Here is a 26,710-nt window from a genome sequence, read left to right as displayed (position 1 = left end):
CGTCATGCGCAGTCGTACCAGGGAGAACCTCGCGGGGTGGCTCTTCGTGGCGCCGGTGGTGGCGATCCTCGGGCTGTTCCTGCTGCTGCCCATCCTGATGGCGCTCTGGGTGAGCCTGACGGGATGGAACGGGCAGGGCAGCCCGTTCCGGGCCGGCGTGCCGTTCGTCGGCGGGGAGAACTACGCCCGGCTGTTCGCCGAGGAAGGGCTGGCCCGCGAAGACTTCATGACCAGTATCCGCAACAACGTCTACTACGTCGCCGCGGTCGTCCCGCTGCAGACAGCGCTCGCGCTCTTTCTCGCGCTCGCGGTGAACAGGCGCAGGACGTTCTTCCGCACCGCGTTCTACTTCCCCTCGGTGACCAGCTCCGTGGCGATCAGCGTGGTGTTCCTGTTCATATTCAGCAACTCCGGTGCGGTCAACCAGCTCCTGGCCCTGGCCGGCGTGCGGGGGCCGCAGTGGTTCTCCGACCCGCGCGGGGTGATCCAGCTCCTGGTCGGCGAGCCGCCCGCCGCGCTCACCGAGCACGGGATGCTGGGCCTGACCTGGTGGGACTGGCTCTCGGGGCCGAGCGTGGCGATGTGCGCGATCATCGTGCTCGTGGTGTGGACGACGTCGGGGACGTTCATGCTGATGTTCCTCGCGGCGCTGCAGAACATCCCGAAGACGCTCGACGAGGCGGCCATGATCGACGGCGCCACCCGGTGGCAGCGCTTCCGCCGGGTGACGTTGCCGCTGCTCAAGCCGACCATGTTCCTGGTGCTGACCCTCGGATTGATCGGCACCTGGCAGGTCTTCGACCAGATCTACGTGATGAGCCAGGGCGATCCGGCCAAGACCACGCTGACGCCGGCGTTCCTGTCGTACCGGACGGCCTTCCGCGACTTCGACTACGGCGCGGGCACGGCGATCTCGTTCGTGCTCTTCCTGATCATCGTGCTGCTGACCCTGTTCCAGCGGTGGATCTTGAGGGAGCGGAAGGCATGAGGCGGATCGTACTGATCGTCTTCTCGGTGATCTTCATGTATCCGTTCGTCATCCAGATCGCCAACTCCTTCAAGACCGACCCCGACGCCGCGGCCGGGCCGCTGTCGCCCATCCCGCATCCGGCCACGCTGTCGGCGTTCGAGCGGGTGTTCACGGGCACGGACATGCCGGTCTGGCTGGCGAACTCGCTGCTGGTGACGGTGGTGGTCACGCTGGGGCGGGTGCTGCTCGACTCGATGGCCGGGTACGCGCTGGCCCGGCTGCGCTTTCGCGGGCGTTCCGGGCTGTTCGCCGCGGTGATCGCGGTGATGGCGGTCCCGGGGGTCGTGCTCTTCATCCCGAAATTTCTGGTCCTGAACCAGCTGGGGATGTACGACTCGTACCTCGCGCTGATCCTCCCGCTCGTCGCCGACGCCACCGGCGTGTTCATCATGAAGCAGTTCTTCGAGTCGGTCCCGCGCAGCGTCGAGGAAGCGGCCCGCATCGACGGGGCCGGCCCGTTCCGGATCTTCTGGTCCGTGGTGCTCCCCATGTCGCGCCCGGCGCTGATCACGCTGACGATCCTGTCGTTCCAGAGCTCATGGAACGAGTTCCCGCACACCCTGGTCGCCGTACAGGACCCGGCCCTGTTCACCCTCCCGCGCGGGCTGGCCGACCTGGTCAGCGGATCGCTCGGCGGCGGGACCCAGTTCCCGCTCAAGCTCGCGGCGGCCCTGCTGGCCACCATCCCGGTGGCCGTGATCTTCATGGTGTTCCAGCGGTACTTCATCCGCGACCCGAACCAGGGGGCGGAGAAGGGCTGAGGCCGCCCGGCGTACCGAGAGGGAAGGGAGGCGGCGGGTCTCAGAGCCCGAGCGCATCACGAAGCTGCGCCCGCGCCGAGATCCCCAGCTTCGGAAATATCCGGTACAGGTGGGTGCTGACGGTCCGATGAGACAGGTACAGCTGCTGCCCGATCTCCCGGTTGGTCAGGCCGGCCGCCGCCAGCCGGGCGATCTGCAACTCCTGTGCCGACAGGTTGTCGCTGCCGGCAGGGGTGCGCCCGGCGGCGGCCTCGCCGGCGGCGCGGAGTTCCCGGCGAGCCCTCTCGCCCAAGGCGACCAGGCCCAGCGCGTCACAGGTGTCACGGGCGATCCGAAGGGACTCGCGGGCCTCCTTCACCCGCTTGTGCCTGCGCAACCAGACACCGTGGGCCAGCCACAGCCGCGCCCGGGCCGTCGGCCAGCGGGTCAGGTCGGCGGCCAGGGCGGTCGCGTAGAGGGGCTCGGCGTCGGCGAGCAGGGCGCGGGCGTGCCGCAGGCCCACGTGCGCCAGCGGAGCGGGAGCGTCGGCGACGGCCTTCTCCATGTCGGCGAGGATCCCGCGGAAGGCATCCTCCTGTCCGCTGCCCACGGCGGCCTCGGCCAGCTCGCTGACCGACCAGAGCCGCCAGCGAGGGTGGTAGGCGACGTCCTGGGGATCGGCGATCCGCCGCAGGTGGCCGAAAGCCTCGGCGTACTGCCCGGCACACAGCGCGATCACTCCTCTGGCGTGCAGCACGAGGGCCAGCACCGACGCGACGCCCTGGGGCCCGAGCGCCCGCTCGGCCTCGGCGGCGAGGGCCCGGCCGAGGTCGGTCTGCCCGCGCAGGCCCGCCAGCAGGGCGCGGGCCGCCAGTGCCGCGGCCAGCCAGCGTGACTGGCCGGTCTCGCGGGCCAGCCGCTCGCACTCGCCGGCGACGAGGTTGGCGCCGGCCCAGTCGCCGCAGAAGATCTGCTCCCACACCTGCGATGACAACGCCAGGGTGAGGGGACCGAGCCGGCCCTGTGCCCGGAGCTCGGCGACCGCGGCCTCCAGGAAGCCGCCGGCCAGGTCGAAGGCGCCGACGCCGGTCGCCGCCACCCCGAGCAGCCGGTTCTGGACGCCGTCGAAGGGAGTGCCGCGCAACCGGACCAGGCGTTCGATCACCTGGTCGCCGCGCTCCAGCCCGGCGGCCAGGCTCAGGCACGCCAGCAACTCGGGATCGTCCGCCGACGGGGCCAGCCGCTCGGCCAGCTCGGCCACCCGTAGCCGCACGTCCGAGCCGGGCTCGGTCCACCAGCAGCGGATGGCGGCGGCCCGGACGAAGTTCATCGCCAACGCGGTGTCGCCGAGCGTCGACACCGACTCGATCGTGCCGACGAGCCGGCGCAGGGGAGTGCGCCCCTCTTCGAGCACCTCCTGCAGCCACGTCAGCCTCGCCTGGCCGAGGTCGGTCAGGACACCGGGGTCCACCTGCGTGAGCAGGTCGGCCAGGAGGTCGCGGCCGCCCAGCTCGAAGGCGAGTTCCGCGGCCTGCAGCAGCCGGTTGGCGCGCAGGGCCGGCCCTTCGGTCAGCTGGGCCGAACGCCGCAGCGCGGCGACGGCGGCCACGACGGCGCCGCGCTGGTGCGCGCGGCGGGCGACGTTGACCAGCTCGGTGGCGACCGCGGCGTCCGGGTGGCTGACGGCCGCCGCTCGGTGCCAGGCCTGCCGGTCCGGGTCGGCGTCGTGGATCTCGGCGAGCGCGTTGTGCACGGCGAGGCGCTCGGCCGGCGTGGCGCGGTGGTAGACGGCCGAGCGGACCAGCGGGTGGCGGAAACGGAACTCACTCGCGGTGAGTTCGACCAGGCGCCGTTCGGTGGCCGGGGTGAGCGCCGCGACGGTGAGCTGCTCCCCGGTCATGAGGCTTCCCGCGGCCAGGGCGGTGGCCAGGTGCCTGCCGTCGTCGGCGGCCGCCGCCAGCAGCAGGGCACGAGTGGGTGGCGGCAGATCCGCCAGCCGTACGGCGAAGGCCCGCTCCAGGCGCGCCGTCAGCGGCAGCAGACCGGAGACCGCCGGCTCCGGTTCGCCGTTGGCCACCTGCGGCAGCTCCACGAGAGCGAGGGGGTTGCCGTCCGCCTCGGCCAGCACGCGCCGGCGCGCACCGGCGCCCAGCCGGGACGCGCGCTGGTCCAGGAGCGTCTCGGCGGCGGCGTGGTCGAGGCCGCCGAGTGGCAGCTCGGACAGGCCGCAGTGATCGAGGTGGGTGGGATGGTCGTCCCGGGTGGCGAAGAGGACGGCGATGGGGTCGGCGCGGATGCGCCGGGCGACGAAGGCGAGCGCCTCGACGGTGGGCGCGTCGAGCCAGTGCACGTCGTCGACGACGACCAGCAGCGGCCCGGCGGCGGCGGCCTCGGTGAGCAGGGTGAGGACGGCCATCGCGATGAGGAACGGCTCCACCCGCGCCTCGCCGAGGCCGAAGGCGCTGTTGAGCGCCTCGCGCTGCCGGGCGGGCAGCTTGGCCACCGCGTCCTGCAGCGGCAGCAGGAGCAGATGCAGGCCGGCGAAGGGCAGGTGGGCCTCGCCCTCCACGCCGGCCGTGCTCATGACCGCCATCCCCCGCTCACGAGCGGTGCTCGTGGCGGCTTCCAGCAGGGCGGTCTTGCCGATGCCGGCGGGGCCGCGGACGATCAGCGCGTCGCCCTGCTCCGGCGAGCGCTCCAGCATGGCGTCGATCGCGGCAGCCTCACGCTCGCGGCCGATCAAGCTGACCACACTGCCCCCTGCCAATGGCGTCATGTGACGGATACTGGGCCGCTGTCATCGGCAGCGTGGTCGAATTCTACGATTTCGCCCTCTTCGGGCTTGCGGCGGACTTCAACAAGCAGCGGTGCTGGTGGGCTGCGCGATGGAGACGAACCGGTGGAGCCAGGAGACCGCCGTCATGTGACGGATACCGCCCGCCGTGCCCGGAAGGAACGCTGATCGCAGCAACCTTCACCACCACGGAGTACGAGCATGGACAGACCCGTCCTTGAACCGGCGGCACAGGCCTTCGCGGACGCGACCGCGAACCCGCCCTTCCTGTTCCAGCTGCCGCCGGCCGAGGGCCGCAAGGCGGTCGACGCGGCGCAGTCACCGGAGATCGAGGTGCCCGGCACGACCCGGGAGGCGGTCGGGAACCTGACGATCTTCCGGCCCGAAGGCGCCGAGGGGCCGCTGCCGGTGCTCCTTTACATCCACGGCGCGGGCTGGGTGTTCGGCAACGACCACACCCACGGGCGGCTGGCCAGGGAGCTCGCCCTGGGCGTCGGCGCGGCGGTCGTCTTCGTCAACTACAGCCTCTCGCCCGAGGCCCGCTACCCGGTGGCCGTCCAGGAGAACGCCGCCGCCCTGGACTGGGTGGGGAAGCACGGCTCGCGCCTGGGCCTGGACGTCTCCCGCATCGCGGTGGCCGGCGACTCGGTGGGCGGCAACATGGCGGCCGCGCTCGCCCTGACCGCCCGGGACCGGCTCAAGGCCCAGGTGTTGTTCTACCCGGTGACCGACGCGGGCTTCGACACCGGCTCCTACCACCAGTTCGCCGAGGGGTACTTCCTGCGCCGCGACGGGATGCGGTGGTTCTGGGACCAGTACACCACCAGCGAGTTCGAGCGGAACGAGATCACCGCCTCGCCGCTGCGCGCCACCGTCGACCAGCTGCGCGGCCTGCCGCCCGCGCTGGTCATCACCGCCGAGGCCGACGTGCTCCGGGACGAGGGCGAGGCGTACGCCGGCAAGCTGCGCGAGGCGGACGTGCCCGTGATCGCCGTTCGCTACCAGGGCATCATCCACGACTTCGTCATGCTCAACGCCCTGCGCGGCACCCACGCCGCGCGGGCCGCCATCGCCCAGGCCATCGCCTTCCTGAAGGAGAAGCTGTCATGAGCCACGACCTCCGGCCGATCGGGCAGGTTCGTCCGAGCGGGAGCCGATCGGTGATCCGTGCGGTCCCGGCCCCAGCGCGGTGGAGGCGGGCGAGTGGCTGAGCGGGAGTTCGGCTCCCTGCTGAGAGAGCTGCGCGCGGCCGCGCGGCTGACGATCGAGGAGCTGTCGGAGGCCTCGGGAGTGAGCGTCCGGGCGATCGGCGACATGGAGCGCGGCAAGGTGAGCTCTCCGCAGCGGCGCACCGCCGAGGCGCTGGCGGACGGGCTGAAGCTGGCGGCCCAGGACCGGACGAGGTTTCTGGCCACGGTGAAGACGCGCCCGCGGGCGGGGGCCCTGGCGCAGCTTCCGGCCGATCTGCCGGTGTTCACCGGGCGTCGCGCCGAACTCCGGCAGGCTCTCGCGTTCCTGGACGAGCGGAGCCAGGAGGCACGCGCCGTGGTGATCGGTGCGATCGGCGGGATGGCCGGAGTGGGCAAGACGGCGCTGGCCCTGCACTGGGCGCACCGGATCGCGGTCTCGTACCCGGACGGGCAGTTGTGGGTGGACCTGCGGGGTTTCGACCGGGGCGGGCAGGTGCTGGACGCGGGGCAGGCACTGGGCGGGTTCCTGCGCGCGCTGGGTGTCGCCGACAGCCGCATCCCGGCCGGCACCGACGACCGGGCCGCGTTGTTCCGCAGCAAGCTGGCCGGCCGCCGGGTGCTGATCGTCCTGGACAACGCCCGTGACAGCGAGCAGGTGCGCCCGCTGCTGCCGGCCACGGCGGGTTGCCTGGCGATCGTGACCAGCCGCAACCAGCTCACCGGCCTGGCCGCCACGCATGGCGCCCGGACGCTCACGCTGGATGTCTGGAAGCCCGATGAGGCCAGGGAAGCCCTGGCCCGCAGGCTCGGCACGGACCGGGTGGCGGCCGAGCCGGAGGCGGTGACGCGGATTCTGGCGCTCTGCGGGCATCTGCCGCTGGCGGTGGCGGTCGTGGCCGCGCGTGCCGCCGCCCGACCGTCCTTCGCGCTCGCGGACATCGCCGCCGAGCTGAACGAGGCTCACGGCACGCTCGACGCCTTCCACGCCCCTGACGGGATCGACCCGCGTGCCGTCTTCTCCTGGTCCTACCAGGCGCTCAGCCCGGACGCCGCCCGGCTGTTCCGCCTCCTGGGCCTGCATCCGGGCCCCGACATCACACTCCCGGCCGCCGCCTCACTGGCCGCCCTGCCGGCCCGCCGGGTCCGGGTCCTGCTGGAGGAGTGCGGCGCCGCCCACCTGGTCACCGAGCACGCGCCGGGCCGCTGGCGCCTGCACGACCTGCTGCGCGCCTACGCCGCCGGGACCGCTGAGGAACAGGACGGTCCCGCCGAGCGCCGGCGGGCCTTCCACCGCCTTCTCGATCATCTGCTGCACAGCGCGCACGCCGCCGACCAGGTCATCAATCCCGTCGTCTCCACGCCGATCGAGCCGGGGCCCGCGCAACCGGGCGTGGTCGTCGACGCCTTCCACGACCGCGAGCAGGCGGCCGCGTGGGCCGCCCGTGAGCTGCAGGTCGTCTGGGCGGCCCAGCGGCAGGCGGAGGCTCTGGGCGGGTTCGACCGCCACCTGTGGCAGCTCGCCTGGACCACCGTGGACGCGTTCTCCGGCCATGCCTGGACCCTCGGCCGGGAATCGCTCGCCTTCCTCACCCGCGCGGCCGACGCCGTGAAGCGCGACCCCGGAGGAGCGCGGTACGTCAGCGCCGTCGTGGGCTGGGTGGCGGTACAAGAACACCGGATCGGGCGGTCGCAGGAGGCCAAGGCACGCCTCCGCCTGCTCCTGCGATCACCGGATTCGCCCGCCCAGTCCCTGGACCAGGCTCGCGTCCACCACGACCTGGGCTGGATCCACGGCGTACTCGGTGAGTACGACGACGCTCTGCGGCACTCCCTGGCCGCCCTCGGCCACTACCTCGCCGTCGGCAACCTGCCCGGCCACGCCAGGGAGCTCGCCTCCGTCGCCTGGTACCACGCCCTGCTCGGCCACTACGACGACGCCATCACCTCCTGCGAACAGGCCATCGCACGCCTGGCCGAGCAGAACATGACGGCCGCGGAAGCGTCGGCCTGGGACACCTTGGGCTACGTCCACCACCATCTCGGCGACCACCGCCAGGCGATCGGCTGCTACCTGCGCTCCCTCGACCTCTACCGGCACACCGGTCGTCCCGCGCTCGAAGCCGAAGTCCTGGAGCACCTCGGGGACGCACACCACGCCCTGGGCCAGGCGGACGCCGCGGGCGGCTTCTGGCAGCAGGCTCTCGACCTCCTCGTTCCGCTCGATCACTCCAGCTCCGACCGCCTGCGCGCCAAGCTCTCCGCCACCGCGGCGATCGACCGGGGTCGCTGAGGCGGCCGCGCTGGAGCCGGACGCGGCCGGCCTGAAGTTTTCTGCCTCCGATGTGCCTGGAGAGCCGCGCGATCTCCTGCTTGGCTGGTCGAGCCCGGCCAGCGGCGAGATCGCCGGTTCACCTCGTCCGAAGGGAGAGCACCTTGAGCGTGGTGTTGACGACTGCTTCGGTTCCCGATCGCGACAGGCTCGCCTTCTGGCGCGACGCGATGAGCAGAACGCTGGTGCCGGTGGCCGTCGCCCCCCGGGACGACACGCCGTTCAACGGCCGGATCGTCGCCGACACCCTCGGATACCTGCAAGTCTGCTCGATCGAGGCGGACGCCGGACGGATCGACCGTACGCCGGCGCTGCTCGCGCATGGGGCGGAGGGTTTCGTGGCGGTCGGCGTTCAGGTGTCGGGCACGGCGACCCTCGTCCAGGACGGGCGGCGGGCGCAGGTGGGAGAGGGCGACCTGGTGGTCTACGACACGACACGGCCCTACTCCCTCGACTTTCCGCAGCCGTTCCGCGCCTACGTCTTCCAGCTGCCCCGCCGCGTGCTGGGCCTGCCGTACGACGACATCAGGCAGGTCACCGGGACCGCCATCGGCACCGGGGACGGCGTCGGCGCGGCCCTGCTGCCCTTCCTGACCACGCTGGCCGCCTCGGCGACGACCTTCTCGCCCACCGTCGCGGACCGGCTGGCCGGCAACGTCACCGAGCTCGTCGCCACCCTGGTGGCGGAGCGCACCCGCCAGCTCCCCCGGAACGGGGACGGCACCCGGGAGCACTTCGTGCGGCGCGTGCGCGATCACATCAACCGGAACCTGGGCGATCCCGCCCTGTCGCCGGAGACCATCGCGCAGGCGCACCGGATCTCCGTGCGCTACCTGCACCGGCTGTTCCAGGGCGAGGGGATCACCGTTGCCCGGCTCATCCAGCAGCGGCGTCTGGACGAGTGCGTACGCGAACTGGCCCGTCGCGGCCGGCGGGCACCGACCGTGTCCGCGGTGGCTCTGCGCTGGGGGTTCGTCAGCCCCGCGCACTTCAGCCGCGCCTTCCGCGCCGTCTACGGCCTTTCACCCCAGGAATGGCGTACCTTGCGCGCCGCCGAAGGCGACGGCGAGGCGGAGCCGGCCTCTACGGCTGCGTCCGGCCACGCGCTGTCCGTCACCTAGGTGTCCATGGCGTACAGTTCATGCACCGCGCTCGTCAGGCGGCCCACGGCCGCGCTCGCGCAGGAGTCTCCGTGGAACACGACCTTCAGGCCCCGCAGCCGCCGCTCGTCCTCGATCGCCGGACGCGGGCGTTCCTCCAGGAGCACCGCTGCCCCGCGGCTCCGGCCGGCGCGGACGTGGCCGGGGCCAGGGCCGCGATCAGGGCGCTGTGGGAGGAGACCGGGCCCCACCCCGACGTGGAGGAGGACTGGCTCGCGATACCGGGCTGCGACAAGGACCGGATCCGGGTGCGCATCCTGCGTCCCGCCGGTAGCGCAGATCCTCTTCCGGTGATCCTCTACCTGCACGGGCTGGGCTGGATGCTCACCGACGCCGCCGCCCACCAGCAGCTGCTCTGCGACCTCGCGCTCGGCGCGGATGCCGCGATCGTCGTCCCCGAGTACGACCGCTCACCGGAAGCCCGTCACCCGGTGGCGGTCGAGCAGTGCTACACCGTCGCCCGGTGGATCGCCGGCAACGGCGCCGAATGCCGGCTGGACGGCAGCAGGATGGCGGTGGCGGGCACGTCCGCCGGCGCGAACCTCGCGGCCGCGGTCGCGCTGCTCGCCAACCGGCGCGGCGGGCCGCGCTTCGCGCACCAGGTCCTGGTCTGTCCCGTCACCGACGCCGGCCTGGACACCTCCTCCTATCACCGGTTCGCCGAGGGCTACTTCCTGGAGCGCGCGGCGATGCGCGCCTTCTGGCAGCAGTACGCGCCGGACCGGGCTCAACGGGCCCAGATCACCGCGTCCCCGCTGCGGGCCACGACCGGCGACCTCGAAGGGTTGCCGCCCACGCTGATCCTCACGGCCGAGGCCGACGTGCTCCGCGACGAAGGCGAGGCGTACGCGGCCAAGCTGCGCGGGGCCGACGTGCCCGTGGTGTCGGTCTGTTACCAGGGCACGATCCACGGGTTCGTCCTCTTCGACGCGCTGCGCGACAGTGACGCCTCCCGGGCCGCTCGCACCCAGGTCATGGACACCCTGCACGTGGCACTGCACAGCCACGGCGGCTGACCCGGAGCTCACGGGCGCGGGCTGGTGACGGGCCGGTCGTTGTGCACGCGCGGTCAAGGGCCTGTGCACATGACGCTGGGTCACCGGCCCGCCGCCGCAATACCGTCCCTTCTGTGCCCACTCGGCCGAGGCAACGGGCCCATCGACCTCCGTCACCCCACACGAACAGGTTTGATCATGAGCGACCACGTTCCCGCCGGTCCCGTCCTGGAACCCGCAGCGGCCGACTTCGCCAGGGCGACCGCCCAGCCGCCGTTCCTCTTCCAGCTCCTCCCGGAGGAGGGGCGCAAGGCCGTCGACGACGTCCAGTCCGGCCCGATCGGCAAGCCCGCCGTGGACGAGGAATGGATCACGATCCCGGGCGGCCCCACCGGCCAGGTCCGTGCCCGCATCGTCCGCCCGGCGGGCAGCACCGGCGACCTGCCCGTCATCCTCTACATCCACGGCGCGGGCTGGGTGTTCGGCAACGCCCACACCCACGACCGCCTCGTACGCGAGCTGGCCGTCGGCGCGGAAGCGGCCGTGGTCTTCCCCGAGTACGACCTGTCGCCCGAGCACCGCTACCCGGTGGCGATCGAGCAGAACTGGACGGTCGCCCGGTGGATCGCCGCCGAGGGCGCGACCAGGGGCCTGGACCCGTCCAGGATCGCGGTGGCCGGTGACTCGGTCGGCGGCAACATGAGCGCCGCCCTGACCCTGATGGCCAAGCAGCGGGGCGGGCTGCCGCTGGTGCAGCAGGTGCTGTTCTACCCGGTGACCGACGCCGCCTTCGACACCGGCTCCTACCAGCGGTTCGCCGAGGGTTACTTCCTGCGCCGCGACGGCATGCAGTGGTTCTGGGACCAGTACACCACCTCCGACTCCGAGCGAGCCGAGATCACCGCGTCCCCGCTGCGTGCCACCGTCGAGGACCTGACCGGCCTCCCGCCGGCGTTGATCATCACCGCCGAGGCCGACGTGCTGCGGGACGAGGGCGAGGCGTACGCGAACAAGCTGCGCGCCGCCGGGGTGCCGGTGACCGCCGTGCGCTACCTGGGCATCATCCACGACTTCGTCATGCTCAACGCGCTGCGGGGGACGCGGGCGGCCGCCTCCGCGATCGAGCTGGCCATCGGCACGCTGCGCCAGGCTCTGCACAAGAGCTGAGCCGATGACCCGCATGACGCGGATCAACCTGAGCGTGCCGGGATCCCAGCGGGACCGCCAGGCACCGCCCCCACTTCCAGTCACTGAAGGACGGATTCATGTCATCCACGTATGCCCGTGACCTCGCCCAGATCGAGCAGGCCAACGCCACCGGCCGGATCCCGGTCGTCTTCGTGCACGGCCTGTGGCTGCTGCCTTCCAGCTGGGAGCGGTGGGCGCGGCTGTTCGCCGACGCCGGCTTCGCGCCCGTCACGCCCGGCTGGCCGGACGACCCGGAAACCGTGGCCGAGGCCAACGCCCACCCCGAGGTGTTCGCGCACAAGACCGTCGGCCAGGTCGCCGACCACTACTGCGACCTGATCGGCAAGCTGGAGCGCAAGCCCGCCGTCGTCGGCCACTCCTTCGGCGGGCTGCTCACCCAGATCCTGGCGGGGCGCGGCATGTCGGTCGCGTCGGTCGCCATCGACCCCGCCCCGTTCCAGGGGGTGCTGCCACTGCCGATCTCCTCGCTGCGCTCGGCGGCGCCCGTGCTCACCAACCCGGCCAACATCCACCGCGCCGTGCCGCTCACCTACGAGCAGTTCCGCTATGCCTTCGCCAACGCCGTCAGCGAGGAGGAGGCCAAGGGGTTGTACGAGACGTTCTGCGTGCCCGCCCCCGGGGCGCCGCTGTTCCAGGCCGCCGTCGCCAACTTCAACCCCTGGAGCGAGACCAAGGTGGACAGCACCACCGAGGACCGCGGCCCGCTGCTGCTCATCTCCGGCGAGAAGGACCACACGGTGCCCTGGGCCATCACCCACGCCTCCTACAAGAAGCAGGCACGCAACACCCACCACGTCACCGAGATCGTGGAGATGCCCGGCCGCGGCCACTCGCTCACCATCGACAACGGCTGGCGCGAAGTCTGCGGTACCGCCCTGACGTTCATCCAGCGCTTCGCCCACCCATGAAGGGCCGCCCGTCAGTCGCCCGCCTCCATCGCGGCAGGGAGGGTGCCCGAGATCCATGGGCCGGCCAGCGACGCGCGGATCTGCTTGCGTGAGACGATCCCGAGCTTCACGAACACCTTGCGCAGATGCCATTCCACCGTGTGCGGGCTGATGAACAGCTGGGCGGCGATCTCGAGGTTCGTCAGCCCGTCACCGGCCAGGCGGGCGATCTGCGCCTCCTGAGCGGTCAGCGTGGTGCTCGCCTCGGCCGGGCCGGCCGAGCGCCGCACCACCTTGTCCCCGGTCGCCTGCAGCTCGCGCCGGGCGCGCTCGGCGAACGCCTCGGCCCCCATCCGGCCGAGCAGCTCGTAGGCGGCGCCCAACTGCTCGCGCGCGTCGGTACGGCGGCTCTGCCTGCGCAGCCACTCGCCGTAGAGCAGCAGCGCGCGGGCGTGGGCGAGGCGCACCCCGGTACGGCCGAGCCGCTCGATCGCCTCCCGGTACAGCTCCTCCGCGGCCGGCTCCGCGCTCACCTGGGCGCGCACGCACGCGGACGTGCCGAGGGCCCAGTCGGTGCCGCTGGCCCCGGTCAGCTCTTCCAGCCGGGCGGCGGCCTGGGCGGCGCGGACCGGCCGCCCGCTCCGGACGGCGGCCTCGACGAGCTCGGCCAGGGACCTGATGAACGGTCCTCCCAGTTCCTGCGGATGTTCGCAACCGCCCTCGGCCGCGGCGTACGCCTCCTCGTAGCGGCCCAGGCCGTTGCAGAGCACCGCGCTCGCCCAGTGGGTGGCGGTCTCCACCTTGCCCTCACCGCGCAGCGCGCTCTCCCGCCTGACCGCCTCGATCGCCTGCCGCGTGGCGGCCTCCCTGCCGCGCAAGGGTTCGAGCACCAGGGCCGTGTACCGGGCCAGGAAGCGGCTGCCGGTCACCTTGCCGATCGCCTGGGCCTCGGCGAGCAGCGTGGCGGCGTCGGCGAGCTCGCCGGCCAGGGCCCGGTTCGACACGCGCAGCAGGAGAGCCGACGGCAGCACCGCCAGCGCTCCCGTCTCGCGCGCCAGGTCCACCAGGCGCGCGGACAGCACCGACCAGCTGTCGAAGTCCCAGACGTTGTGGGCCAGGCGGCAGGCGAGCGGGAGCCAGCCCAGCCCCTCCTCCTCGCCGACCTCGCAGGTGCGGAAGGCGGTCAGGCCGCGCAGCACCATCGGCGCGCCTGCCGCGTAACCCTCCGTGGCGATCACGGCCAGGCCGTTCAGGAGCAGGTCGTCACGCTCCGGCGCGGGTCCAGGAGGCGCGGCGAGGATCGCCCTGGCGACGTCCGCCAGGTGCGGGCCGTCCGGCAGGCCGCCGGAGGTGATGAGCGCCTGCAGCGCGTCACGGTAGGACTCGCGGGCCAGCCCCGGGTCCAGCGCTTCCGACCGCCGGGCCGCTTCGAGCAGCAGCGGCAGGGCGGCGCCGGCGCTGATGGAGGCGAACGTGATCTGGCCGCGCAGCAGGCAGGCGCGGGCGCGTTCGTGCTCGTCCAGGGGGCTGAGCGCCGCCGCGTCGAGCAGTCCGAGGGCGGCGTCGTACCCGCCGGCCAGGCCCTTGGCCCGGGCCGCCGCCAGTGCCCTGCCGCCGCGCCGGGCGGGATCGGGGGTGAGCTGGGCCGCCCGTTCCAGGAACGCCGCCGCCGCCGTCACCCCGCTGCGGGCCCGCACCCGCTCGGCCGAGCGGGCCAGCTCGGCGGCCACCGTCTCGTCGGGTCCCGCTGTGGCGTTGGCCAGGTGCCACGCCCGGTGTTCCGGGTCGGCCAGCGGATCGATCACCTCCGCCAGCGCACGATGCACGCACTGGCGGTTCTCCGGGGTCGCCGCCTGATAGGCGGCCGAACGCAGCAGGGGATGCACGAAGCGCACCCGGGTCCCGAGAGTGATCAGCCCCGCCGACTCGGCCGGCGCGGCGGCGCTCTCGTCGATGCTCAACGTCCGCGCGGCCCTGGACAGCAGGGTCACGTCGCCCACCGGCTCGGCCGCGGCGATCAGCAGCAACTGCCGGGTCGGGGCGGGCAGCGACTCGACGCGGCGCAGGAAGCTCCGCTCGGCCTGGCCGGCCGACAGTGTGTGGGGCAGGGTGTACCCGGCGGCCAGCTCGGCCGGCGTCAAGCTCCGGGGCAGCTCCAGCAGGGCGAGCGGGTTGCCCTGGGCCTCGGCGACGATCCGGTCCCTGACGCGCCCGTCCAGCCGCCCCGGGGTCATCGAGTCGAGCAGGGCGCGGGCGTCGCCGTTGCTCAGCGGTCCCACCTCCAGCTCCGGCAGCCCCGCCAGCTCCGCTCGCAGGGCGGGCTCGCGTACCGCGATCACCAGCCCGATCCGCTCGGTGCGCAGCCGGCGCGCGACGAACGCCAGGGTCTGCGCGGAGACCCGGTCCAGCCGCTGGGCGTCATCGATCAGGCAGATCAGCGGCTCCTGCTCGGCCACGTCAGCGAGCAGGCCGAGCACCGCCAGCCCGAACACGAAACGGTCCGGCGGCGTGCCCCCTCTCAGCCCGAACGCCGCCTCCAGCGCCTGCCGCCGCGGCTGCGGCAGGCGGTGCAGCCGGTCCAGGAGCGGGGCACAGAGCTGGTGCAACCCGCTGAAGGCCAGCTCCATCTCCGACTCCACACCCGTCGCCTGGGCGACCCGGCAGCCGGCAGCGCTGCCCCGCGCGTGCTCCAGCAGCGCCGTCTTGCCGATGCCCGCCTCGCCCCGCACGACCAGGACGGAGCTCGAGCCGCGCCCGGTCTGCACCGTGGCCACGAGCTCGTCCAGCCTGTCGCACTCGATTTTCCGGCCATGCAGCCGCACCTCGGGTGCACCTCCCCTCGGCCTGCCGTCAGACGCCCGCCGTCGACACCCGTAGCCTTGCGGTGCGGGGACTGCGGTCGCCTCAGGGAGTCCCGGGCCGAGGTCCCTAGGGTGCCCCGGGGATACGTGTTCGGCGGTCCCGCGTGACGGTTCAGCGCGGCCCGTGGACGGCCTCGGGGCTCACGGACGGTCGTGGCCCTGGCCGGGCAGCGCCTGCGTGAGCTGGTGGCGAGAGGTGATGGCGAGCTTGGCGAACACCTTGCCCAGGTGGTACTCGACGGTGCGCGGGCTGAGGAACAGCTGGGCGCCGATCTCCGAGTTCGACAGGCCCGTACGTGCCATCCGGGCGATCTGGCTCTCCTGAGGGGTGAGCTGGTCTGGCGTGTCGGCGGCGCGCTTGCGCACGGTCTCGCCGGTGGCCAGCAGCTCGTTGTGGGCCCGCCCGGCGAACGCCTGCATGCCGATCGCGGTGAAGGAGTCGTAGGCGGTGCGCAGGTGGGTGCGCGCGTCGGCCCGCCGGCCTTCCCGGCGCAGCCACTCGCCGTAGAGCAGGTGCGCGCGGGCGAGTTCGGTGGGAAAGCGGGTACGGCCCAGCCGCTCGGCCGCCTCGCGATAGCAGCGCTCGGCCTCCTCGCCCTCGCTGAGCAGCGCCCGGCACCGCGCGTGGATTCCGTGCCCCCAGTCGCTGTCGCCGACGTCGGTCGCCGCGGCCAGCCGATCGAGCGCCTCCGCGGCCTGCCGGGTCTGCCCGGTCCTGCTCGCCGCCTCGATCAGCTCGGGCAGCGCCCACGCGGAGACCTGCATCGCGAAGACCTCTCGGACGCCTTGCGCCGAATCGAGGGCCTTGTCGTACTGGCCGAGCCCGTTGTAGAGGACGGCCGCCACCCACCGGGAGAAGTATTCTCCCACCCCCTGGCCGGCGGCTATGGCCGTGGACATCACGCGCTCAGCCCGCGCGGCAACTCCAGCAGGGCCAGGGGGTTGCCGTTCGTCTCGGCCAGGATCCGCTCCTTGATCCGGTCGTCCAGCGGAAAGCGGATCACCGAGCGCAGCAGCGTGTGGGCGTCCGGCCCCGCCAGGCCGCGCACCTCCAGCTCCGCCAGGCCCTGGAACTCCCTGCCCGGCTCGCGCGCGGCGAAGACGATCCCCACCGGCTCGGCCAGCAACCGCCGCGCCACGAACGCCAGCACCTGCGCCGAGGAGCGGTCCAGCCACTGCGTGTCATCGACCACGCACAACAGCGCACGCTCCTCCGCCGCCTCCGCCAGCAGGGTCAGCACCGCCAGCCCGACCATGAATCGGTCCGGCGGGTTCCCCTGCCGCAACCCGAACGCCACCCCCAGCGCGTCCCGCTGCGGTCCCGGCAGGCCTTCCAGGCCGTCCAGCAGCGGCGCGACCAGCAGATGCAGCCCGGCGTAGGCCAGCTCCATCTCCGACTCCACGCCCGCCGCCCGCACCACCCGCATGCCGGCCGCCGCCTCCAGGGTGTGCCGCAGCAGCGCCGACTTGCCCACCCCCGCCTCGCCCCGCAGCATGAGCGCCCGCCCGCGCCCGGCCCGCACGTCTTCCAGCAGCCCGTCGAGCACCGTACGCTCCCGCTGCCGGTTCAGCAGCGGCGGTCCCGCGTCGGATAACGCCAACATGGCCCTTCCCCGCCCCCATTCAGCCGCCCACCCCGGCGGTGTGGTCAGCCGGCGGTCCTCGGGCGCTCGTCAGCATGGCATTCCCGCGCGGGCACGATCAAGACCGAACCCCGCTCGGCGCCGGAGTCGTGGAGGTGCCGTCAGCGCGGAGGGCCGGAGACGTCCGGCCGCCCACGGGGATGCCGCCGCCGAACCGGACATCCCGGTCGATGGTGATCGGCGAGCCGATGGCGCCCGAGACGCGCCGGCCGGCGGCTGCGGCCTTGTCGGCACCCTGGCCTGGGCGCGGGCGGCGGGGACGACGCAGGCCTGGTCGCCGGGGAACGCCTCGCGCCACACGTATCCGGTCACGCAGATGTCAGGGGCGCCGGCCGCGCCGTGGCGAAGGCGAGGCCGGCCGCGGTCAGCAGCCAGGCGCATCCGTCGAGGATCGGGCTGGGGGCGATCGTCGCGAACACCAGGTGCAGCGGCTGCGAGATCGACACGACGAGGCCGGCCCAGCCGGGCAGGATGCCGCCGCGCCACAGGGCGATGCCCAGCAGCACCACCCCCGCGACGTGGCCGGCCACGAAGACCAGGGTGGGGACGGCGACGGTGGGCTCGTCGAGCAGCTGCCGCAGCAGGCGGGCGGTGACGTCGGCGGGCACGTTCGCGCGCGTTCCCGACTGCGCCACCAGGTCGACGGCCACGATGGCGGGCAGCCCGGAGAAGCCGGCCACCGAGACGACCAGCGCGGCCGTGCCGAGGACGCGGCTGCGGCGGGCGGCCAGCAGGCCGACGGCGATCATGCCGGGGACCAGGGTGAAGCCGGCCAGCAGCGACAGCCACAGCACCGCGGCCTCGGCGACCGGATCGGCGGCCACCTTGGCGGCGACGGCGGCCGGGGAGTCGCCGGTGCCGTACGGCAGCAGCATGCGCAGGATGGCGATGCTGAGCGGTCCCAGCAGCACGAGCAGGGTGAGCGCCGGCCGCCACCCCGCCGGAGGGTTCGAGGTGGACGGCGGCTGTGCGCCCGTGGTCGCGTTCGTCCTGGTCATCAGGTCTCCTTGGCGTTCGGATGCGGCGTTCGGATGCCGCGTTGGGATGCGGCGTTCGGATGCGGCGTTCGGATGCGGCGTTGGGATGCGGCGGATCGGACGCACCGAGCGTGCGGTGCGGGCATCACCGGCGGCGAGGGAGCCGGCGGACGCGCGGCCGGGAGGATTTCCCGCATGGCCTGGGGGCACGCACCCGGGACGCGGCGGGGTCCGAGGCCGCATCATGTGCTGCATGAGCACCGAACGAGCCGCCGGGCCCGGCGAGGCCACCCGGCGCGGGCCGTGGCGGTCCCGGCCATGGGCCGTGGCGACGTTCGCCGTGGTGACCGCCGCGGTCGCCGCCGCCGTGGCGGGCACCCTGCTCGGCGGCCGCTCGTACGCGGAGGTGCTGGACTCCTTCGTGCCGGTGAACGCCACGATGGGGCTGGCGTTCGCCGCGTGCGGGCTGCTGGTCGCCTGGCATCGTCCGGGCAACGCGATCGGCTGGCTGCTGCTGGCCGACGGCCTCGGGCACGCCACCACGGCGGGGACCGCCTCGCTGGCCCTGTACGGCGATGACGCCGGCTGGCCGATGCCGCTCGTGCGCGGTCTGGCCACGGCCGGCGCCTACGCGTGGCCGTGGTCGATCGGGTTGTTCCTGCCGCTGATCCTGCAGCTCTTCCCCGACGGCCGTCCCGCCGGGCCGGTGCTGCGGTGGCTGGCGTGGGCGACGGTGGCGACGGCGCCGCTGTTCGTGCTGGAGATGGGAGCCGGGCCGCAGGCGCTGATCACGGGGCTGAACGGGTATCTGACGCTGCCGGGATACCACGACCTGGAGCCGCTGTGGCTGGTGACGGAGCTGCGCGTCGCCGCGGTCGCGCTGATCGGCCTGGTCGCGCTGGTGATCCGCTACCGGCGGGGTGACGAGGTGCTGCGCCGCCAGTTGTTGTGGCCGCTGCAGGCCGCCCTGCTCGTCGTGCTGGTGCTGGTGGTGTGGGGGGTGTTCGAGGCGGGGCCGGTCTACCAGCTGCTGGCCGTGCCGCTCCTTCCCGCGGCGGTGGCGGTGGCGATCTTGCGTCATCAGCTGCTGGACATCCGGCTGGTCTTCTCGCGTACGGTGCTGTACACGCTGCTGACCGGTGCGGTCGTGCTCGCCTACGTGAGCCTGGTGGCGGTGCTGGACACCGCCGTGCGGCAGCGGGCCGGGCCGGGCAACTCGATCGCCGCCACCGTGCTGATCGCGATCGGTTTCAACCCGCTGCGGGTACGGCTGCAGCGCGGCGTGGACCGGATCCTGTACGGGGACCGGGCCGATCCGGTGCGTGCGGTCTCCCGGGTCGGCGAGCGGCTGGGCGCCGGGCTGCCCGGGCTGCCCGGGGTGCTGGAGGCGGTGCGGGAGGCGCTGCGGATGCCGTACGCGGCGCTGCGCATCACCGCGCCCGATGACCACGACTCGCAAGCCGGCCACGACTCGCACGCCGGCCACGACTCGCAAGTGGGCCATGGCACGGCGGCGGGTTCCGGAACGGCGGCGGTTTCCGGCACGGCGCCGCAGTCGCTCCAGTCGCTGCACGCCGTCCCGCTCGTCTACGGCGATGAGCGGGTGGGCGAGCTGGTGGTCGGACTGCGCCCGGGGGAGAGACGGCTGGCCGCCGCCGACCGTGCCGTCCTGGAGCTGCTGGCCACGCCGCTGGCGGTGGCGGTGCGCGCCCTCGCCCTGTCGCGGCAGCTGCAGCACTCCCGCGAGGCGCTGGTGATGGCCAGGGAGGAGGAGCGGCGGCGGCTGCGCCGTGACCTGCACGACGGGCTGGGCCCTGTGCTCACGGGGGTGACGTTCAAGGCCGACGCGGCCGGCAACCTGATCGCCGCCGACCCCGAGGCCGCGCGGAGCCTGGTCGCCGAACTGCGGGCCGAGACCGCCGGGGCGATCAACGACATCCGCCGGCTGGTCTACGACCTGCGCCCGCCCGCCCTGGACGATCTCGGCCTGGTCGGCGCGATCCGCCAGCGCGCCGCCCACCTGCAACGCGACGGCGTCGCCATTCACGTGGCCGCTCCCGCGGCGCTGCCGGCGCTTCCGGCCGCGGTCGAGGCCGCGGCCTTCCGGATCGCCACCGAGGCCATGACCAACGCCGTGCGTCACGCCGGGGCGGGCAGCATCCACGTACGGCTCGACGCCGGCACGGAGTTGCGGCTGCGCGTCAGCGACGACGGCGTCTCGCCGCGCGACTGGAGGCCGGGTGTGGGATTGTCATCCATGCGCGAGCGCGCCGCAGAGCTGGGCGGGTCCTGCACGGCGGGGCCCGGCGCCGGTGGCGGCGAGGTCGTGGCCATCCTGCCGCTGGGAGCATCATGATCACCGTTCTGCTGGCCGACGACCATCCCGTGGTGCGCGGCGGCCTGCGCGCGCTGCTCGGCTCGATCGACGGGCTGAACGTGGTCGGCGAGGCGGCCAACGGCCGCGAGGCCGTGCGCCAGGCCGTCACGCACCGCCCCGACGTGCTGGTCATGGACATCCAGATGCCCGACGTGGACGGTATCGCCGCCACGCGGCAGATCGCCCGCGACGCGCCGGGAGTCGCGGTGCTCATGCTGACGATGTACCACGACGACGACTCGGTGTTCGCCGCCATGCGCGCCGGAGCACGTGGTTACCTGCTCAAGGGCGCCGAGCAGGACGAGATCGTCCGCGCCATCCGGTCCGTGGCCGCCGGCGAGGCGATCTTCGGGCCCGGCGTGGCGCAGCGGGTGCTCGGCTTCTTCTCCGCCCCGCCGCCGCCCGAGGTGCCCTTCCCCGAGCTGACCGGCCGGGAACGGGACGTGCTCGACCTGATCGCCGGCGGCCGCCCCAACGGTGAGATCGGCCGCCGCCTGGGCATCTCGGCCAAGACGGTGGCCAACCACATCTCCAGCATCTTCGGCAAGCTCCAGGTCGCCGACCGGGCCGAGGCGATCATCCGTGCCCGCGACGCCGGGCTGGGCCTTCAGGGGGAGCGGCTGCCGGGCCCTGGTGCGTCACGGCAGCCGCCCGAGGTGCCGTGACGGTACGCCGAGCTTTCTGGGGGCTCGAACCGCACGTTCTTCGAAGTGTCAGCCGAGCGGGATGATGATGTCGGCCAGCTCGCCGGGCATGGAGAGGAAGGGCGAGTGGGAGGCGTCGAGCGCGACGACGGAGGTCGGGTTGTCCGGAAACGCCGCGTCGGCCTCGGAAATGAACGTCGCCTGCACGCCTGGCCGGATGGCCATGTCCCGCGTGCAGACGATGTACGTGCGCCGCACCGATCCCCAGCCTTCGCGAGTCAGGGCGGTGGTGCCCAGCATGATGCCGATCGGGCCGTCGGGCGTCAGCAGGCCGGTGGCAGCCTCGGCGAGGACCGGGTCCACGTCACCGTAGAACGCCTCGTGAAGCCGCTGCCGGTAGGCCGCGTCGGCCGTGGCGAAGTCGAGCCGCAGCGCGCCTGTCCGGGCCGGGTCGCCCTGCAACAACGGCGCGACCAGGTCATCGGCGGCCTCCGGCAGCCGCGTGTACGCCGCCGCGGACTTACCCGATGCCGGCATGTAGGCGGAAAGGTACACCGCGTGCGCGACCAGCTCGGGTGTCTGCTCGGCCGTTCGCGTCAGCACCGGGCCGGCCGCGCTGTGGGCGACCACCGTGACCGGCTCGCCACGGCCGATCCGCCTGATCTGCGACGTGAGCAACTCGGCCGCATCGTCGAGACTCACGTCGGCCACGGGCGACACCTCGGTGCTGACCGCCTCGCGGTTGTACGGCTGTGCGCGGAACCACCGAGGACGGCGGGCATGCAGCCCGTGCCCCGCCAGGTCCACCGCAACGGTCAGGCGCCCGGCGGCCACCACATGAGGGACGACCTCGCTCCAGCACCAGGAGCCGTGCCAGAAGCCGTGAACCAACACCAGCGTGGACATGAATGCTCCCTGGGGGCGGCGCCTGTGCCGAGGCTCGTGGGGATCGGGTGGACGATGGCGTCGAAGACCGCGCCGGCGATGGCGATCTCTGCGAGATCGCCGGCGCTGGGCGGGGCGGCCTCGTGATCCATACTGCATGCAGCGTGCGAGCCTCGGAAGGTCGGCGTCGGCGGGAAAGAGGCTCGGCCGCAAAGCTCGCACTGGGTGACCTCAGCGATCGCAGAAGGGCCGGGAGAGTTCGAGATCGGCGTCCACCCGGCGCAACCCGTCGAAACCCCACGTGTTGATGCCCTCCAGGTCGACCTCGTTGTAGACGCGAACGGCAAGGTCGTTCAGCGAGCGGGCAAGCCGGGCGTACTCGAGGTGAGTGAGGTCGAGTCCCTCCGCGCCGTAGGCGCGCAGGAAGCGCACGGGGTCGGGTCCGCACAAGCCGGCGAACACGTCGTGCTCGCGCGGCGCCAGCCTCGCGTGACCCCAGTCGAGCAGCGTCGCGATGCGGCCGTCGCGGTCGACGAGGACGTTGTGGGGGAACAGGTCGTGGTGGCACACGACGTGGGGCACGTCGATCGCGCGTGCCCGTTCGATCACCGCTTCGAGCCGGTCGACGTCGGCCATGACCTCGTCGCGGCGGTCCACGATCCAAGGGTGGTCATGCCGGTCGCGCAGCACCCCGATGCACCACTCGTCCAGATCGGCGCGGGGCGGCTCGAGGTCGGTGATCTCGTGCACGGCGCGCATCGCCCGCGCGATCGCGTCAGCGTCGTCCCACGTTCCCAGGCGGCCGTCGACGAACGGGAACAGCGCGTAGCGCCGGCCATGGTGCTCGGAGGTGTACGAGCCGTCACGTGCTCGCTCCGCCGCGGGAACAGGGATGCCCCGAGCCGCCAGCTCAGCGGTCAGCGCCAGAGCGGCGTCACTGTCGGGCCGCTGACGCCAGAGTTTCACGAACCAGCGCCCATCGGTGAACACATCTGCTTCGAACCCGCCCGGATGCGGCCGCAGTTCGCCCACTTCGACGCCGAAGGCGTCGCGGACCTGAGCCGTCGTCGGCGGTCGTGCTTCGCTCCACATCAACCCAGGACGCTACCGCCGCCGACGGCACCCGGTCGACATCTTTTGCAGCCCCGGCCGGCCCAACCCATGTCCGCCATGACGCTTGCCTCCGTCAGCCACCGGCCGGTCCGTAGATGGCGGTGGGGGCGCCGGTGATCAGCGCCCAGTACCTGTCGCCGTAGGACCAGTGCCACCATTCGGTCGGGTAGTTGACGAACCCGGCCCCGCTCATGGCGTCGCAGAGCAGCCGGCGGTTGGCCCGCGCCCCGGCGGAGATCTCCGGGTGGTGCGTGTAGCACCTGCCGCCGCTCTCCTCCGGTCCTGCGTTGACCGGCGTGCCCATCTCCACCTCGACGCCGTCCTCGGCCACCAGCGTGAGATCGACCGCCGCCCCGCACACGTGCGGGGCCACCTCGGGCGGGGCGAGGGAGCGGCTGGCCTGGATGCGGAGGTGCTCCTCGCTCCAGGCGGGATTGGCCCGGCGCAGCTCGTCGCGGTAGCGGGAGAAGTACTTCTCCTGCAGGGCGAGTGGCCGGTAGCCCTCCACGACCAGCAGCCTCAGGCCGGGGGGCAGCTTGCTCTGCGCCACGAGCAGCCTGTCGGTCAGGCCGATCCGGAGCCGGGCATAGTCGCCTGCCTCGTCGGCCTGGCGGTCGTCCAGGAGCAGGGCCGGGAGCTTGCGCAAGTCGAAGAGCGGCTCGCCGCAATCGATCACGGGCACTGCCGCGACCCTGGGGTCGGACAACAACGTGATGGGTCGATCAGTCATCGCCTGGAGGACCTTTCCGGTTGGCGCGTTCCTGACCGATCATGGGTGGGGCCACTCCAAGTTTTCTCTGCAAATCCCTTGAGAGGTAGCAGTGGAATTTCGCGTGCTCGGTCCGGTGGAGGTGTGGGACGGCGATCGGCGGCTGCAGCTGGGCGGGCCCAAGCCGCGGGCGCTGCTGGCGGCCCTGCTGCTCCAGGCCGGGCAGGTGGTGTCGGTCGACCGGCTGGTGGATCTGATCTGGGGAGAGTGCGCTCCGGGCACCGCTCGCGGGCAGATCCAGACGTACGTGTCGGCACTCCGCCAGAAGCTGGGCGACCGGACGGCGTCGATCGAGACCCGGCCTCCGGGATACCTGTTCCGGCTCGGCGACAACGTGCTCGACGCTCAGCTCTTCGAGCAGTATGTCGCGGAGGGCCGCCAGGCGGCGAGAGCGGAGCGGTACCAGGACGCGGCGGGCGCGCTGCGGGCCGCCGAGGCGCAGTGGCGGGGTCCGGCCCTGGGCGGGATCGGCGAGGTGCTGTACGTCGATGCGGCCCGCCTGGCCGAACTGCGGCTGAGCGTGCTGGAGGAACGCATCGACGCCGAACTGATCCTGGGCCGGCAGGCCGAGCTGGTGGCCGAGCTCACCTCGCTCGTGGCCGCGCACCCCACCCGCGAGCGGCTGCGCGGGCAGCTGATGACGACCCTGTACCGGCTGGGCCGGGCGCCCGAGGCACTGGCCAGCTACGACGAAGGGCGGCAGTCCCTCGCCGAGGGGTTAGGCATCGACCCCGGTCCGCACCTGCGTGCGCTGCACCAGGCGATCCTCCTGGACGACACCACCGTCCTGGGCGTCGCCCCGGCGGGCCCGCGGCCCCCGGCCCCGGCCCCGGTCCAGATCCAGGTGGTGCCCGCCCAGCTCCCGGCGGAGGTGCCCGCCTTCGTGGGCAGGGCCGGCCTCGTCGCCGGGCTCACCCCGCTGCTCACCGCGAAGCACAGCGCGCCGCCCGTTCTGGTGATCTCGGGGAAAGGCGGCGTGGGCAAGAGCGCGGCGGCCGTCCATCTCGGCCACCGGGTGACCGAGAACTACCCGGACGGCCAGCTGTTCGCCGATCTGCGTGGCACCACCAGCACACCGGCGACCACCGCCGAGGTGCTCAGCCGCTTCCTGCGGGCGCTCGACGTGCCGTACAACGCCCAGCCCGAGTCGCCGCAGGACCAGGCCGACCTGTACCGGAGCCTGCTGGCCCGGCGCCGGGTCCTGGTGGTCCTCGACGACGCCCGCGACGAGCAGCAGATCCGCCCGCTGCTGCCGGGCGGGGCGGGCTGCGCGGTACTGATCACCTCGCGAAGGCGGCTGGCCGGGCTCGCGTTCGCCCAGCTGACCAGCCTCGACGTGCTCGGCACCGAGAGCGCGCTCGAGTTGCTCGGCTCGGTCGTCGGGGCGGAACGGGTCGCCGCCGAGCCTGCCGCCGCGCTGGAGATCGTCCGGCTGTGCGGGCTGCTTCCGCTGGCCGTACGGACCGCGGGGGCGCGCCTGGTCACGCGACGGCACTGGACCCTGGCGGCGATGGCCGAGCGCCTCGCCGACGAGCGCGTCAGGCTGGACGAGCTGGCCGCGGGCGACGTGGCGGTGCGGGCCAGTGTCGGGCTCAGCTACCGATCGCTGGACCCGCAGGCGCAGCAGGCCTTCCGGCGCCTCGGACTGCTCGGCACGCCCGACTTCGCGGGGTGGGTCGTCGCCCCGCTGCTCGACGTCCCGCTCCGTGACGCGGAGGACGTGCTGGAACGGCTGCTGGACGCCCAGCTCGTCGACTCCGCCGCGGTCGACGCCACCGGCCAGCTGCGTTACCGCCTCCACGAGCTGCTACGGGTGTTCGCCGCGGAGTGCGCGCAGGCTCACGACACCGCGGCGGAGCGAGAGTCGGCCCTCTCCCGCGTGCTGGGCAGCTGGCTCTGGCTGATCGCCGAAACGGGCTCCCGCGCCCCCTCCGGCGAGCTGGAGCTGGCCGAATTCACCGACTCCGCCTACCCGGTCGACGCCCGCGTCGCCAGGCTGCTCCTGGCCGACCCGGCTGCCTGGCTGGAGGCGGAGGGGCCCGCACTGATCGTGGCCGTGGCGCGCGCCGCCCGGCTGGACCTGGACGTGGCCGTCTGCGAGCTGGCCACCGCGCTGTCCTTCGCCCACCTCTTCGTCGCCAACCGGCTGGGCGACTGGCGCGCGGCACTGGACGCCGCACTGGACGCCGCCCGCCGCGCCGGCAACCAGCAGGGCGAGGCCCGCCTGCTGGCCGGACTGAGCCAGATTCACTTCTCGATGGACCGCTTCGAGCAGGCGCGTGAGCATCAGACGGCGGCCCTGGCCATGTTCCGCCAGACCGGTGACCTCCGGGGTGAGGCCGTCGTCCTGACCGGCCTCGGCTACACGTGCAGGGAGTCGTGCCTCCTGCGCGAGGGCCTGGACCACCTGGCCAGGTCGGTGGAGGCGTTCGAGCGGCTCGGTGACGATCTCGGCCTCGGCGCGGCGGCCCGCGCCGCCGCCGCCATACACCTGGAGCTCGGCGATTACGAGGACGCCTGGCAACAGCTCGACCGGGCCATGGCGGCCTACTCCCGCTCCGGTAGCCGGCGAGGGCAGGCGCTCACCCTGCGCACCCGCAGCACCGTCCATCGCGCCCTCGGTGACTACGCTCCGGCCGCGGAGCTCGCCGCTCGCGCCCTGGAGATGCTGCGGGAGGTCGGCGAACCCTTGATGATCGCCTATGCGATCCAGGCGGTGGCCAAGGTGGAGATCCGCCGTGGCCATCCGGCGGCCACCCTCCCCTCGCTGGTCGAGGCCCTGGAGGTGTGCAGGAGCCGCTCCGACCGGTACGGCGAGGCACTCATGCTGCGCACCATCGGCGAAGTGCACCTCGCAGAAGGGCAGCTCGACCTGGCTGAGGCCCACCTGGACCAGGCCATGGCCATCTCGGAGGAGATTCGCACGCCGCTCCCGGCGGCCCGGGCCGCGCGCGACCTGTCCGCTGTGCTGGCCGCCCGCGGCGACACCGATGCGGCGGAGACCGTACTCAAAGCGGCGTTGGAGGTCTTCACCAGACACGGAGCCCGTGAGTCCAAGGAGCTCTCAACGCATTAGAGCGGGCTCGGAGCGGTTTTGCAGGGTGCCT

19 protein-coding genes are annotated in these 26,710 nt (G+C 73.0%); 11 read left to right on the top strand and 8 right to left on the bottom strand.

All coding sequences use genetic code 11. From position 1 onward, the window contains the following. Window positions 1-4 precede the first annotated feature (4 nt). A complete protein-coding gene (locus HD593_RS32705; RefSeq protein ID WP_185105804.1) occupies window positions 5-988 on the top strand; it encodes a carbohydrate ABC transporter permease in 984 nt (327 codons plus the stop codon). After that, complete coding sequence (locus HD593_RS32700) at window positions 985-1,791, top strand: carbohydrate ABC transporter permease (protein WP_185105803.1); 807 nt, start codon at window positions 985-987, stop codon at window positions 1,789-1,791. The genes HD593_RS32705 and HD593_RS32700 overlap by 4 nt, the downstream gene beginning before the upstream one ends. Window positions 1,792-1,831: 40 nt before the next feature. On the opposite strand, the gene HD593_RS32695 is transcribed toward HD593_RS32700, so the two are convergent. Then, entirely contained in the window at window positions 1,832-4,546 is a 2,715-nt protein-coding gene (locus HD593_RS32695; RefSeq protein WP_185105802.1) for an AAA family ATPase, read from the bottom strand. A 219-nt stretch (window positions 4,547-4,765) separates the two neighbouring features. On the opposite strand from HD593_RS32695, the gene HD593_RS32690 reads away from it, so the two are divergent. From HD593_RS32690 to HD593_RS32665, 6 genes are all read left to right on the top strand, one after another. Beyond that, window positions 4,766-5,674, top strand: coding sequence for an alpha/beta hydrolase (locus HD593_RS32690; protein WP_185105801.1), 909 nt, complete (start codon window positions 4,766-4,768; stop codon window positions 5,672-5,674). A gap of 93 nt (window positions 5,675-5,767) precedes the next feature. Continuing rightward, window positions 5,768-8,044, top strand: coding sequence for a helix-turn-helix domain-containing protein (locus HD593_RS32685; RefSeq protein WP_185105800.1), 2,277 nt, complete (start codon window positions 5,768-5,770; stop codon window positions 8,042-8,044). Window positions 8,045-8,193: 149 nt separating this feature from the next. Continuing rightward, window positions 8,194-9,204 carry an AraC-like ligand-binding domain-containing protein gene (locus tag HD593_RS62120; protein WP_312904462.1) on the top strand — a complete coding sequence of 337 codons (1,011 nt, stop codon included), beginning with the start codon at window positions 8,194-8,196 and terminating at the stop codon, window positions 9,202-9,204. 71 nt (window positions 9,205-9,275) lie between these two features. Then, window positions 9,276-10,259, top strand: coding sequence for an alpha/beta hydrolase (locus HD593_RS32675; protein WP_221525114.1), 984 nt, complete (start codon window positions 9,276-9,278; stop codon window positions 10,257-10,259). 177 nt (window positions 10,260-10,436) lie between these two features. Further along, window positions 10,437-11,405: an alpha/beta hydrolase gene (locus HD593_RS32670; RefSeq protein WP_185105797.1), complete on the top strand. Its 969-nt coding sequence runs from the start codon at window positions 10,437-10,439 to the stop codon at window positions 11,403-11,405. A gap of 98 nt (window positions 11,406-11,503) precedes the next feature. After that, window positions 11,504-12,355 carry an alpha/beta hydrolase gene (locus HD593_RS32665; RefSeq protein WP_185105796.1) on the top strand — a complete coding sequence of 284 codons (852 nt, stop codon included), beginning with the start codon at window positions 11,504-11,506 and terminating at the stop codon, window positions 12,353-12,355. Window positions 12,356-12,366: 11 nt separating this feature from the next. On the opposite strand, the gene HD593_RS32660 is transcribed toward HD593_RS32665, so the two are convergent. The 4 genes from HD593_RS32660 to HD593_RS32650 form a co-directional block, all read right to left on the bottom strand. Next, the gene (locus HD593_RS32660) at window positions 12,367-15,156 is read right to left on the bottom strand and encodes a LuxR family transcriptional regulator (protein WP_185105795.1); all 2,790 of its coding nucleotides are present in this window, start codon (window positions 15,154-15,156) and stop codon (window positions 12,367-12,369) included. 180 nt (window positions 15,157-15,336) lie between these two features. Further along, on the bottom strand, window positions 15,337-16,095 hold the full coding sequence (locus tag HD593_RS62115; protein ID WP_246546825.1) for a helix-turn-helix transcriptional regulator: 759 nt from the start codon (window positions 16,093-16,095) through the stop codon (window positions 15,337-15,339). Further along, window positions 16,095-16,799: an AAA family ATPase gene (locus HD593_RS62110; protein ID WP_246546824.1), complete on the bottom strand. Its 705-nt coding sequence runs from the start codon at window positions 16,797-16,799 to the stop codon at window positions 16,095-16,097. The genes HD593_RS62115 and HD593_RS62110 overlap by 1 nt, the downstream gene beginning before the upstream one ends. 347 nt (window positions 16,800-17,146) lie before the next feature. Further along, a complete protein-coding gene (locus HD593_RS32650; RefSeq protein ID WP_185105794.1) occupies window positions 17,147-17,836 on the bottom strand; it encodes a hypothetical protein in 690 nt (229 codons plus the stop codon). A gap of 232 nt (window positions 17,837-18,068) precedes the next feature. Between HD593_RS32650 and HD593_RS32645 the strand changes: the two genes are divergently transcribed. Together HD593_RS32645 and HD593_RS32640 are read left to right on the top strand one after the other, a co-directional pair. Continuing rightward, window positions 18,069-20,171, top strand: a complete 2,103-nt coding sequence (locus HD593_RS32645; protein WP_185105793.1) for a GAF domain-containing sensor histidine kinase — start codon at window positions 18,069-18,071, stop codon at window positions 20,169-20,171. Beyond that, entirely contained in the window at window positions 20,168-20,857 is a 690-nt protein-coding gene (locus HD593_RS32640; protein ID WP_185105792.1) for a response regulator transcription factor, read from the top strand. The genes HD593_RS32645 and HD593_RS32640 overlap by 4 nt, the downstream gene beginning before the upstream one ends. 48 nt (window positions 20,858-20,905) lie before the next feature. Here HD593_RS32640 and HD593_RS32635 read toward each other — a convergent pair whose 3' ends face one another. The 3 genes from HD593_RS32635 to HD593_RS32625 form a co-directional block, all read right to left on the bottom strand. After that, complete coding sequence (locus HD593_RS32635) at window positions 20,906-21,742, bottom strand: alpha/beta fold hydrolase (protein ID WP_185105791.1); 837 nt, start codon at window positions 21,740-21,742, stop codon at window positions 20,906-20,908. A gap of 210 nt (window positions 21,743-21,952) precedes the next feature. Further along, on the bottom strand, window positions 21,953-22,813 hold the full coding sequence (locus HD593_RS32630; RefSeq protein WP_246548965.1) for a phosphotransferase enzyme family protein: 861 nt from the start codon (window positions 22,811-22,813) through the stop codon (window positions 21,953-21,955). A 94-nt stretch (window positions 22,814-22,907) separates the two neighbouring features. Further along, window positions 22,908-23,564 (bottom strand): M15 family metallopeptidase, encoded by a 657-nt coding sequence (locus HD593_RS32625; protein ID WP_185105789.1) that lies wholly within the window; start codon window positions 23,562-23,564, stop codon window positions 22,908-22,910. Between the two features lie 103 nt (window positions 23,565-23,667). Between HD593_RS32625 and HD593_RS32620 the strand changes: the two genes are divergently transcribed. After that, on the top strand, window positions 23,668-26,679 hold the full coding sequence (locus HD593_RS32620) for an AfsR/SARP family transcriptional regulator (RefSeq protein ID WP_221525113.1): 3,012 nt from the start codon (window positions 23,668-23,670) through the stop codon (window positions 26,677-26,679). Window positions 26,680-26,710: the final 31 nt, after the last annotated feature.

The sequence above is a fragment of the Nonomuraea rubra genome (assembly GCF_014207985.1).
Classification (GTDB): Bacteria; Actinomycetota; Actinomycetes; order Streptosporangiales; family Streptosporangiaceae; genus Nonomuraea; species Nonomuraea rubra.
The sequence above is the reverse complement of the archived record's forward strand: the minus strand, read 5'-3'. Positions and strand labels throughout refer to the sequence as shown.